At 34.7% G+C, this 12,108-nt stretch carries 9 protein-coding genes; 6 read left to right on the top strand and 3 right to left on the bottom strand.

Features of this window, described 5'->3' with window-relative positions:
- Window positions 1–132: 132 nt before the first annotated feature.
- Complete coding sequence (locus ACP3VS_RS00045; RefSeq protein WP_230586136.1) at window positions 133–1,626, top strand: sodium:solute symporter family protein; 1,494 nt, start codon at window positions 133–135, stop codon at window positions 1,624–1,626.
- Between the two features lie 459 nt (window positions 1,627–2,085).
- On the opposite strand, the gene ACP3VS_RS00040 is transcribed toward ACP3VS_RS00045, so the two are convergent.
- Complete coding sequence (locus ACP3VS_RS00040; protein ID WP_031419199.1) at window positions 2,086–3,483, bottom strand: hypothetical protein; 1,398 nt, start codon at window positions 3,481–3,483, stop codon at window positions 2,086–2,088.
- A 384-nt stretch (window positions 3,484–3,867) separates the two neighbouring features.
- Here ACP3VS_RS00040 and ACP3VS_RS00035 point away from each other — a divergent pair, with 384 nt between their 5' ends.
- The 4 genes from ACP3VS_RS00035 to ACP3VS_RS00020 all read left to right on the top strand — a co-directional run bounded on the left by ACP3VS_RS00035 (window position 3,868) and on the right by ACP3VS_RS00020 (window position 7,661).
- Entirely contained in the window at window positions 3,868–4,458 is a 591-nt protein-coding gene (locus ACP3VS_RS00035) for a TetR/AcrR family transcriptional regulator (protein ID WP_426388270.1), read from the top strand.
- Window positions 4,459–4,608: 150 nt separating this feature from the next.
- A complete protein-coding gene (locus ACP3VS_RS00030; RefSeq protein WP_099805112.1) occupies window positions 4,609–5,589 on the top strand; it encodes a serine hydrolase domain-containing protein in 981 nt (326 codons plus the stop codon).
- Window positions 5,590–5,953: 364 nt separating this feature from the next.
- Complete coding sequence (locus ACP3VS_RS00025) at window positions 5,954–6,592, top strand: GntR family transcriptional regulator (RefSeq protein WP_008174480.1); 639 nt, start codon at window positions 5,954–5,956, stop codon at window positions 6,590–6,592.
- A 19-nt stretch (window positions 6,593–6,611) separates the two neighbouring features.
- The gene (locus tag ACP3VS_RS00020) at window positions 6,612–7,661 is read left to right on the top strand and encodes a 2,3-butanediol dehydrogenase (protein ID WP_012293510.1); all 1,050 of its coding nucleotides are present in this window, start codon (window positions 6,612–6,614) and stop codon (window positions 7,659–7,661) included.
- Window positions 7,662–7,763: 102 nt separating this feature from the next.
- Here ACP3VS_RS00020 and yiaA read toward each other — a convergent pair whose 3' ends face one another.
- Both yiaA and ACP3VS_RS00010 read right to left on the bottom strand, forming a co-directional pair.
- The gene (gene yiaA, locus ACP3VS_RS00015) at window positions 7,764–8,234 is read right to left on the bottom strand and encodes an inner membrane protein YiaA (protein WP_031419202.1); all 471 of its coding nucleotides are present in this window, start codon (window positions 8,232–8,234) and stop codon (window positions 7,764–7,766) included.
- Between the two features lie 177 nt (window positions 8,235–8,411).
- Window positions 8,412–8,930, bottom strand: coding sequence for a hypothetical protein (locus ACP3VS_RS00010; protein ID WP_426388269.1), 519 nt, complete (start codon window positions 8,928–8,930; stop codon window positions 8,412–8,414).
- A 1,202-nt stretch (window positions 8,931–10,132) separates the two neighbouring features.
- On the opposite strand from ACP3VS_RS00010, the gene ACP3VS_RS00005 reads away from it, so the two are divergent.
- Window positions 10,133–11,680, top strand: coding sequence for an esterase/lipase family protein (locus ACP3VS_RS00005; protein WP_422761641.1), 1,548 nt, complete (start codon window positions 10,133–10,135; stop codon window positions 11,678–11,680).
- Window positions 11,681–12,108 lie beyond the last annotated feature (428 nt).

Below are 12,108 nucleotides of genomic sequence, written 5' to 3'. Positions count from 1 at the left end.
TATCTCATATAGCAAGTTTACATTAATCTAGCTGTTTTTATGATAATTCATGTCCATTTAGTCTTAGGCTTTCAAGTAATGATTTAAAGTTTTTTAATCATTCATAAATTTCCTTATAAAGGGAGGAATAGCATGGTTACTAAATATATTATCGTCTCCATTTTTTTGGTTATATTATTTGCGGTATCCTACAATACATTCAGAAAGATAAAAACTTATCAAGATTATAATTTGGCTGGCAAAGGAACAGGATTATTTGCATTAACGGCAACTCTAGTAGCAGCAGAGTTTAATACAGCAACTTTAATAGGTGGAGCTTCTGTAGCTTATCTATTTGGTACTGTTGGTATGTGGTATACATCTTTAATATTTATTGCGGTATTTCTTGCATACGCATTTACGGTTGCTAAAAAATATAGGAAATTAAATATTTCAACCATTTCTCAATTTTTTGATAAACGTTTTAAGAATGAAAAATACTCAGAACTTATAAGATTTATGTCAGCCATCATCACATTGTTCTATACATGGCTAGCACCAGCTTCGTATCTAGCAGGTTTAGCAGTAATAGGAAGCGTTTTACTTGGGGTAGATCCAGTAATCTTTTCCATAACAATTGTAGTGATTTGTCTAATTTTAAGTATCACTGGTGGATTATTGACAGCAATTGGTATTGATGTTGTAGCATTTATAATGATTATGATTGGGATTCCAACAATTTTATTTATTGGTATTAGTGCAGCTGGTGGATTTGGAAGTTTGAGTCAAGTATACGAACCGAAACTTTTATCTTTGGCACCAGTTTGGGATACAGAGGTTAACTTCCCTATCGCATTGACATGGGGCCTGCAAATTCTGTTCTTATATATTGCTGCCCCTTGGTATGGTCAACGAATCTTCTCAGCAAAGAATGAAAAAGTTGCTTATACAGCTATGCTATGGAATACATTTTTCATTGTAGTGTTATACGGTATGGTCGTTTTAGCTACAATGTTCTCAAAAGTTGTATTCCCAAGTCTGGATAAACCAGAGGAAGCGTTACCTTTATTAATAGCAACTCAAAGTAACTCATTAGTACAAGGATTACTATTAGTAACATTATTACTTGTAGGGGTTAGCACTCTGATTGCAGTTTGGAATTCTGCAGTTTCAATCATTGTAAATGATGTTGTACGCAGATATTTCTTGAAAAATAAAGGGGATAGACAATTCATAATTGCTTCAAGAATATGTTTTGTTATAATTGCAGCTTCTACATTAATTTTTGGGATCGTTTTCATTGGAAATATTCAAAACTCATTGCTGTTTTTATCAACTTTTACAGGTATAGTGGCAATTCCGATACTAATTTCATTGTATTGGAAAAAGTACAACAGCTTGGGTGCACTTTCATCAATGATTTCAGGGTTAGCATATTCCGGAATCGCTATAACTTTAAGCTTCCCAATTTATTTTATTAGCCCTATTGCTGTAATTGTAGCTACTATTGTAGGAATAATAGTTTCTTTGGCAACATCTAAAAACCATGTTACCGATAACCAAGAGTTTTATGAATTAATTGAATCACCTTTAGAATTAGAATCCCATGAAACTGAAAGTGTATTCATTCCTAAAGAATCAAACTAAGTGGGGAGAGAGTTATTAATCAGCTCAGTCGCAATGTCAGTATGCGAGGTATTGCCGATGGCGCTTTAAAGGGTTATTCATCAACTTTTAGTGTTGATAAAGATAAAATCGATCCATTTAAAATACCTGCGCCTGAAGATGTTTTAAAAAGGGCGAAAAATACCGATATTTGGCGTCAGATCTAATTAATAATAGTTCAGGCACAATTATTAAGGGACGAGCAGATGATAATAGTTTTTACTACTATGAATTTCCCCAATAGAAATGACAATTTACAGAGACTGATTATAACAATGAAGACCACTCCGTAAAGGGTGGTCTTACTTATATTTCTTTTATGGGAATCAGTGTACCGCCACCAATATAAGACAAATTAGCATTCTATCAACCTGAGCTGTTTCCAATTTAGACATATGAAGGTACATAGGCCCATAAAAATTTTATCAGGGAGCGCCTTATTTAAATCAAAAACACTGCTACAATCGTCGTCACAACAAGCCCAATGGCTACAGGAATTAAGTTCCGCCTTGCCAGTTCAAATGGGCTGACATTACAAATAGCAGCAGCTGGAATTAAAGCCCAAGGAATCAAGGTACCGCCACCAACCCAAATCGCTGTGATTTGCCCTAAAGCAGTTAAAGTGGCTGTTCCCCCACCAATGGCATTCCCAAATAGACTGCCAATCGAGCCTGCTAAAGAAATTCCAGAGAAGCCCGAACCATCCAATCCAGTAATAGCTCCAACAACCGCTAACGTCATAACAGCAATTTCCTTTGTTAAAGGTACGACCGCGGCAAGGCCAACTCCAAGATCATTAACAATGCCGTGTGAGGTAGCGGGGAGATGGTCCCCGATGATTTGTGTAAAGCCAGCATCTCCAAGATAGAAGAATGCGGCGATTGGGATAACAGGGCCGAAAACTTTAAAGCCGAATTGGAACCCTTGTATCAAATAGCTTGTTGTCTTCTCGAGACCCTCCGCTTTATGAGTAACAATACTAAGCAAAAGTAGGATAAAAACAGAGGTTCCACCGATTAGAGCAGTTGCATCGCCGCCCGTTAATTTGAATACTGACATCGTGATTACATCTAATATAAAGGCAATGGGAATAAGCACGGCGAAGAAACGCTTTTGCCCAATTGACAGTAAATGTTCAGTAGTTTCTTTTTCGCCAGCTTCCTCTTCCTCGTTGACCGTATTGAAAAGTAACGTTCCTCGTTTCATATCTCGCCGTAAGAAAATATAAGCAACAATTGTCGTCACAACCCCCATAGTAATGACGAGTGGAATACTAGCCGTAACCACATCTCCAACAGGTATACCTGCTGCATCAGCGGTTAGTTTTGGAGCCCCTTGTATGACAAAATCACTCGATAACGCCATCCCATGCCCAAATAAGTTCATCGCCATGGCAACGCCAAGTGCAGGAAGCCCCGCACGAATCGCAACAGGCAACAAAACGGCTCCTAACAACGCAACAGCCGGTGAAGGCCAGAAAAACCAAGAGATTAACATCATCAAAAGACCAATTGTCCAATAGGCAAGTGCGGGTGTCTTAATAAATTTGGTAAAAGGAGCAATCATAATCTCATTAATACCTGAAGTTATCATTACTCGACTCATGGCAACAATAATCGAAATAATCAAAATGGTGGATAACAACTCTGTAATGGCGTAAATAAAGCTGTTAAAAATACCACTAATGGACGAAGTTAAATTGCCAGTCGCAATGATCGCTAGCATGAAGATGCCAAGTATACAAATGAGGGTGGTATCACGACGTTTAACCATAAATCCGATGATGAGCACAATGAAAATAACGTAAATCCAATGGAGAGCTGTGAATTCAATCCCCATAATGTTTCCCCCTCAATATTCGACCTGATTTTATAGAATATGAAGAGAAAAAAAAGATGGTGATGATTTTGAAAAATTTCGAGCTTGGTGGAAGTTCTTGTAAATTTATAAGGTAAATAATAACTATTGATGCTGAAAAGCATAAAATTAATGAAAAGGGCCGTGCTACACGTTGAAGTAATACTTTGAAATGATGAAGGAGCAAGAATAATAAGCGATAGCATTGTTACGAAGAAGAACGCTAATCAAGAGAAAAAAACCTAGCCATTATGTATAAATATTAATAGGTAAAAAATATAGTATGACAGTAATTATTACTTCGTATTGACTTTATAGATACAACACTTTATTATATAGACCAGTCATTATAATTCGGAGGGGAACATGCCTAGAAATCAAGAAAGTAAAATGAAAATTTTATCGACGGCGTCAGTACTATTTCAAAAACAAGGGTACCACGCTACTGGATTAAATCAAATTATTAAAGAGTCGGGTTGTCCAAAAGGTTCGCTTTATTATTATTTTCCTGAAGGTAAGGAACAATTAGCGACAGAGGCAATTAACAGAACAAAGGATCTTGCTGTTCAAGAGCTAAGAAATTTATTTTCACAGCATAATGATGTAATAAAAGCTTTAGAGTGTTTTTTTGATCAATTTACAAGTTTTGATTCGAAAGTTGCCCATGATGGGATCCCATTAGCACTTATTTCTTTGGAAACTTGGCATATGAGTGAGCAACTTCGTTTAGCATGCAAGGATGCTTATGAAGCACTTATTTCGATAGTAAAGGCAAAATTTATTCAATCAAACTGGCCCCCTAATGAAGCTACAGAAATGTCGTATTTAGTCTTTAGCATGATAGAAGGTGGCAGTATTTTTGTACTCACTTCCCAATCAAATGAACCACTTAAAAGAATATGTAAAACGATTATAGAATTACTCGAGATAAAACAACGTGAAATTAGAGGGATATAAAAAGCGATACATGCTCAAAGAATGAGGTTTTCATACATTGGAATACTAATAAACAAAAGTTATATAGCCAGAATTCAAAAGGAGGTATGGTTTATGCCATTGGATAACATTTCAAGTAACTAATAGTACAAACTAAGGAGTGCTTGAAATTTGCTAAAATCATATATTCATTCATTTTTAAACACAAAGGAAGAGGAATTTAGTGGAAATATATTAGTAGTTCGTCAAGGAGAAACCATTTATAAAGAATCTTTTGGAAAAGCAAATTATGAATGGGACATACCAAATACCGCTATAACTAAGTTCCGTATTGGGTCAGTAACAAAAATATTTACTGCCATTGCAATTTTAATACTAATGGAAGAAAAAAAGTTATTGTTACATAATACTGTAGCTGATTTTATTCCGAACCTTCCAAAAGGCAACCAAATTACGATTGAACATCTATTAACTCATACATCTGGCATTGGTAATATAACTGATCAACCTGATTTTTTATTAAAATCTTATCAGCTACAATCTCCAGATGATTTGATAAATTGGATTGCTTCATGTTCATTCAAATCTTTACCAGGGAAAGAATTTAATTATTCTAATTCAGGATACATTGTGTTAGGTAAGATACTTGAAGTAATAAGTGGTTTAAGTTATGAAGAATTTCTTAAACAAAAGATTTTACAGCCTCTATCCATGTTAAATACGGGTCTTGATTCTAACGAAGCTATTCAAAAGCATAAAGCAAGTGGTTATGAGTTGGATAAAAATAATAATATTTATCATGCTAGTTTCATCAATATGTCTAACACTTATTCGGCTGGAGGGTTATTTTCAACAGTTGAAGATTTACATTTACTTGATGATGGAATAAAAAGTAATAGTTTATTAACCAAAAATATAACATCTCAAATGTTTTCATCAGGTCGTTTTGGCTATGGATATGGATGGAACATTACGAAGACAAAAAAGAATAATATGCTCATTTTTCATCATGGGGGCATTAATGGTTTTACGTCCTCATACTTGAAGTTGCTAGAAAAGAACGTGACGATTATAGTTTTAAGTAATATGTCGACGTTATTAACGTCAACAGTTGCTAATGAAATTGTTGCTTATTTAGAGAATTGCAACTAAGGGTAAGACACTTTTTTTTATTTGGATGAAATTGCTAGAGCAGAGTCTTATTGAGGCCTACAAATTGTTAGATAATAACTAGCAATTTGTGGGCCATTTTTATGGCATAATACTGTGCAATTTATCTATCAAACTAGCTCCATATACAGGTCTAATCAACCTAACAACTACTTTTTTAGCATGTTTTAATTTTCTCTAATTACGTACCCACAAACAAGATAATTGAAAGAATTGAATTTTTATAATAGAATACTTTTATAGATTATCGATAATCTATAATCCATAATATATAACACCTGTAGCTAATCACCCTATACACTGAACTATGTTAAAATAAAACATATAAATTTATTGGAGTGGTTTAATGGGGTTTGATGAAAATTCAATTTCAAAAAAAACAATTTCTGAACAAATAGCTGAACAATTATTATTTCGCATATTTTCTGGTTATTATGAACAAGGTCAGCGCTTAATAGAAGCGGAAATTGCAAAAGAGTTACAAGTAAGTCATGCACCTGTCCGAGAGGCACTTTATCTTTTACAAAAAGATGGTGTAGTTGAAAAAGTACAACATAAAGGTGTAAGAGTGAAGACTATATCCGATCAGGAATTGAAGGATTATTTGGAAGCGCTTTATAACCTATTGGATTTTGCACTGACTAAATGTGAGCCTAAATGGACTGGTGATTTGCAAAATGAACTATTAATTCGTTTTGAAGCGATGAAACAAAAAAAGTCTGCTGAAAATATTTATGAATATGTTGTTTCGTTTGCTCATTTATTACAGTTGTTTTTTGATGTTTCAGGAAATATTGCGATGCTACGATTCTTTAAAGAAACAATCTTTGTTACAAATGTAGCTGCCCAAACAAAATGGAAAATGAATCTAGTTGAGTCCTACCATATGTCCATCAATACATTTATCAGATGTATAGAAGCGTCAGATTTTGATCATGCACGAGTAGCTATTAAAGATGTTATTTTATGGTACCAATTTAAATAATTTTATGGGGGTAACATAAATGAAAGCTGCAGTTTGGCATGGTGTGAAAGATATTAGAGTAGAAGAGGTTGAATTACGTACTTTAAGAGAAGATGAAGTGAAAGTAAAAGTAGCATGGGCTGGTATTTGTGGCAGTGATTTGCATGAATACGAAGAAGGTCCAGTTTTTGTACCAGTTGATGTGAAAGCTGATTTAACAGGTGAAGTTGCCCCACTTACAATGGGTCATGAATTTGCTGGTATCATCGAGGAAGTTGGTTCTAAAGTTACGGACTTACAGGTAGGAGACCGAGTGGTCATCAATCCTACTTTAACTTATAGAAACAAACATGAAGATGTCGATCGATATGATGGATTTAACTTTATAGGATTACATGGAGACGGTGGATTTGCGGAATATGTCAATGTCCCTGCAACAAATATACACCGTTTAGCAGATAACTTAACATTACAAGATGGTGCACTAGTAGAACCAATGGCAGTAGCTGTACAAGCTGTCAAAGATGCTGGCGTTACATTAGGAGATTCTGTTGCAGTATTTGGAGCTGGCCCAATCGGATTATTAACAGTCATCGCTGCAAAAGCATCTGGTGCAAGCAAAGTCATCGTATTAGATTTATCTGATGAACGATTAGAAAAGGCAAAAGAATTGGGTGCAACCCATGCTATTAATTCAGGTAAAGAAAATCCTGTACAGGCAGTTCGAGCAATTGTAGCAGATGGTGTTGATGTATCTTTTGAGGTTGCTGGTGTAGCTCCTACCTTTAAGCAGGCAATAGATGTTACAAAACCTCGTGGGAATATGATGATCGTTTCTATTTTTGCTAGACCAATTGAATGGAATCCAATGCAACTTACAAATACAGGTGTTAATGTACTATCATCCATTGTCTATACACCATCCATTTTTCAAAGAACAATTGATGCAATGAGCGCTGGTCAACTAAATCCACAAGGAATCATTACAAGTCAAATTGAACTAGATGAAATTGTTGACAAAGGATTTAAAACATTAACAAGCGACAAATCGCAGTCTAAAATTTTGGTTTCTATTAGTGGAGAAAATTAATAATCTAAATCTATTCTTCGGGAGCATGGCTAATGGCAGCCATGCTCTTTTCTTATTTTTATAGTCTGCTACTGAGGTGCATTTTAGCTTTAAAAATATACCTTAATTTCTTTCTCTTGCCCTTTGTGTGTCTCTAATATTCTTTTGAACCGTGATGGATGCAAATAAACTAAGAACAAATGACATCCCATAAAATCCTTTTTCGCTTAAAACAATACTTTCAGCATTGTATAATCCAATAGCCATTAATAAAATAGATACTATAAGTGCAATCCAACTAATACCATAATACATATTTGTAACGGGTATTCCCTCATCCTTATCTCTTACTGATTTTTGTAGAGATACTGCCGAGTAAAGTCCTAATACTAAAACTGCTAAGTAATATCCAGTTTCGTTTAGTGGCATCGTTGCGTTAAACAAACCTATAAAATAAGCAGTAACACCCACTAACAATGCAGCCCAAGAAGCACCCTTAAAAGCAGCAGTCGGTTCTCCCTCCTGCCTTTCCACTTTGATTTTTGGAGCTGGCTGTTTTTCCTTTTCTTCTGAACTCTCAGTTTGATTCGACAATTTTCTCCTCCTTCTATCACTGTATAATAACTTCTTCATCTACAAGATGTTATGAGAACAGAAACATATATAGGCATTATTTGAATTTTTTTCTTCTTCCTTAGCATCAGGTTTACTATCTTGAATAGGGTGCCCTTGCCTATATCAGGGTTCAGTTCATTCCTCTAAAGCTATATTTTAACTTAATTGAACAATCGTTAATGCGCGGCTGCCATATCCAGATACAGGATTTCCAGCTGCACTAACGCCAACTACATCTCCAGGATTTAAAGGAGTTTGAATGATATAGGCTGAACTACTTCTATTAGCCACATTAAATATTGCCTCTCCTGTGCCATCATAAATGGGAACTCCATTGATTGTAATGAATACTGTGAAAAATGGCTGAGTTGGATCTGGAGCTGCAGTGGCCTCTGAATTTATAGAAATTGTAATCTGGTATATCCCACTTTCAAGAACTACCAATTCATTCCCAGAGTTACTTACTGTAATATTTTTGGATAACGGACCTACTTCATCAAATGAAATGGGTGTCGGAGTGGGTCCAACCACAGATTCTAATACTAGACTTCTTAGTGAACCATAACCCAACACGCCTCTTTCAGCAGGCGCAATTGGACCAGAAAGAGCAACGATTTTTCTAAAGAAATTGTTTTCATTTTGACAAATACATTTATGCATTTGGTTAAATAACATATTTTTCACCTCAGTAATATAATTAAAGTATTATATTATATTCCTTTAGAAAGAAGGTACTTGTACGAGTGTCCAATATGTATAAATAAGAGTACGACAATTGAGTGGCTAATATGACTGATTGTCAGGCTATCATAACTCGAAATACTATGTCTACTCGAATCCAATGGAGAGCTACTAATTTAATTTTCCCTTCAATATGCCAATACTAAAATCAAGGGTGGGAATGGTTTCACCTAAATTTTATTTAGGCAGTGTTTACACATGACAATATGTACCACTTTACCGTCTAGGAATGGAAACGTTAGGGCTTACCTATGAATAAAATTTTTGAAACTGTCATTCTCGTAACGGAGTGGTGGGAAGGACCTGTTTACGAACAAATGAAATTCATGATGGCGAAATCTGTTTTACATATTAATGAGCTGTAAAGAGCAAACGCCATAGATGCCCCTATAAATACAATTAAAACAACAGGTACTTATACTGGATGGGAATGCAAAAAATTAAACAATTTATATTGAATGATCCTCTATACAAACATTATTATGGATAGTCAAAAAAAGAGGTTGAAAATGATGAGTAGTGATTATTCCATTACTAGGTGCAACTTTTGTTGCTGTAAGGGGGTAGGGGCTCTTTTGAAGGAGTAAATGGAGCTAAATTAAATGTGAAAACTTATGATATTACCGATAAAAATAAAGCTAAGGTAGTAGATTCAAGTAATATTAATTTATAGAATTTATTGTGATGGTGGGTTGTTTAAGTTTGGCATCAGGGAATGGTTTACGCCTCTAGAAATACAACTAAAACGATTAGAGGTTTATTGGATTTTTGATGAACTGTATTTTAAAGTACTTCCCCTAAATATTCCTTTTAGATAACCATTTTCCAAATGGCTACTTCCAATTTAGCAGATGTATTAAAGTATAGTTTATATTTATTTTGAATACTATATTATATGAGTTTTGTAAAAAAACGAAATACTTAATTTAAAAATTGCTGGGGCATCTAACGGTAAAATCCTCATCGTACTGTTGGTGAATGTGAAAAATATCAATATTTAAAGATTTTTTGAGAGACTACTCTAATTATGGTTTCTAAGCTTTTGTAGTAATTGAGTGATTATAAAATCTAAATTACTTTTCTACAGCTTCTCGAACTTGATTTATACAGATTAGGAGGGAAACAATTTGAAAAAAATGGTTTTGTTATTAGGTATAGTGACAAGTATTCTTTTTTCTACTCCAGATGTTTTTGCCTCAAATACGATTGAACCAAACGGATTGAAGCCACCAGGTGAAAGTTTTACACCTGGAGAGTGGTTTCTTGGAGATACTCCACCTAATGCTGATCCGAATAAACCACCTATTGTTTTCGTTCAAGGAAAAAACGGTAATTCTACCAATTGGTATGGTCATACTGAATATCACGGTCTTAATGATATGTATACAAAAGCTTATGAAGCTGGATATCAAACGGTATTTGTTCAATTGTATGATTCAGCAGGTAAAGGCTCTTATAGTCAATACGATAACGGAAAATTATTAGCCTCTATGTTAAAAGAAATCAGTCAATATTTTCATGGAAAAAAATTAAATATAGTTGCCCATAGTAAGGGTGGGCCCGATACTCAAGCAGCATTAGTACTTAATAATGCTCATCCGTACGTTGGTAGAGTGTTTACTTTAGGATCCCCTCATTATGGATCAGAGTTAGCTGACCTTGCATATAGTTGGTGGGCAGGTTGGCTAGCTGATTTACTAGGTGAGAAAGATGATGGAACATATTCACTTCAGGTTGGAGAAATGGAACACTTTCGCTCACTAATAGACAATCACCCCAATGTAAGCAAAAACAACTATTATACAATTGCCGGTACTAATACAGGGCCATTTCTATCTGCACTTTGGATGGGTGGTCTATATCTTTCCGATCCAAATGATGGATTAGTTAAAGAGGCGAGTACTAAATTATTTTACGGAACACATCTATTTACCGATACCTCACTTGACCATGACAATATTCGAATGGGATCTGCGGTATTTTCTAGATTGGAACATTATCTACAGTCTTCTTCTACTGATCTTAGCATTATGAACAAAGAATTCTTTTCTCAAACTGATATGTTTCAAGAGTTAGATGTTTCTCATTATTTTTATGGAGGAAAGTTACAGTCATCAAATGATGTTACACATTCTTTTTATGTAGATACCGCACTCGATAATGTTACATTGTGGACAGGAATGACTACTGACAAGATAGAGTTGGTATCTCCTTCAGGAAAAAAATACACAAACGAGACAATCGAATCTTATGAGGAAGCCTCATTCTTTAATGGTGTGGTACCTCATACATTTCCTAATGTTATCTCTGAGAAGGGGGAATGGAAGGTAAATATAAGCACGCAGGCAGGTGATAATGCGTATTTACTAGCTGTTCAACATGGAGGCCCATCTTTGATTAAGGTGAGTATACCAACAGCAGCATTAGAAACGAATAATATTATTACAATACAAGCAAATCAAAAATTACGAAATCTTGCCTTCGATGTACAAGTACTAGATCCAGCAGGCAAAGATATTGCCTCCTCTCTACAAATACAAAAGGTTGATCAACAAAAATTTTCAGTAATTTTTCCAGAGAATAAAAAGTCTGGTGTATATAACATAACTTTAAATATTTCTGGTGAAACCTTACAAGGTGAGCCATATAAGAGGACGATTGTTCGTTCTAAGTATTTAAAATAGACATGACTTAGTTAGGAAAATTAGTGAATATAAAGGAAGGTTAGCTGCTTATCATGAGTAAAGATTTCGATATGTTTACTAGCATGGGAAATGCTTTGCCAATACAATACTTTCTATATATGAGGATATACAAGTTTCTAATAAACGATTAAAACAATACCCCAATCCATCTTAGAAGATGAAATATTTTGTTATTATGAAACTCTCACGCTTGAGCGTGAAAAATCTAATGATTTTGCCCCCTTTAGGTTAATGTTATCTTAACATACTGAAGTTTTTTAACATTGACCAATAGGGGGGGGATCATGCGCTCAACAGGGTGAAGGGTGACCTTCTTACTTTTTAGCTCCATCATCCTTGATGAAAACATGAATATTAAATTTTTTAATTGAATGTTCAGTAATGGAATTTAATTTATCTACAGTCCA

The organism is Lysinibacillus sp. VIII_CA (assembly GCF_049943995.1).
Lineage (GTDB): Bacteria > Bacillota > Bacilli > Bacillales_A > Planococcaceae > Lysinibacillus > Lysinibacillus pinottii.
This window is presented reverse-complemented; position numbering and strand designations above follow the sequence as displayed.

Excerpts from the sequence above, each read along its gene's own strand:
- ACP3VS_RS00045 (WP_230586136.1), top strand. The coding sequence starts at position 133 with ATGGTTACTAAATATATTATCGTCTCCATTTTTTTGGTTATATTATTT.
- ACP3VS_RS00040 (WP_031419199.1), bottom strand. The coding sequence starts at position 3,483 with ATGGGGATTGAATTCACAGCTCTCCATTGGATTTACGTTATTTTCATT.
- ACP3VS_RS00035 (WP_426388270.1), top strand. The coding sequence starts at position 3,868 with ATGCCTAGAAATCAAGAAAGTAAAATGAAAATTTTATCGACGGCGTCA.
- ACP3VS_RS00025 (WP_008174480.1), top strand. The coding sequence starts at position 5,954 with ATGGGGTTTGATGAAAATTCAATTTCAAAAAAAACAATTTCTGAACAA.
- ACP3VS_RS00020 (WP_012293510.1), top strand. The coding sequence starts at position 6,612 with ATGAAAGCTGCAGTTTGGCATGGTGTGAAAGATATTAGAGTAGAAGAG.
- ACP3VS_RS00010 (WP_426388269.1), bottom strand. The coding sequence starts at position 8,930 with ATGTTATTTAACCAAATGCATAAATGTATTTGTCAAAATGAAAACAAT.
- ACP3VS_RS00005 (WP_422761641.1), top strand. The coding sequence starts at position 10,133 with ATGGTTTTGTTATTAGGTATAGTGACAAGTATTCTTTTTTCTACTCCA.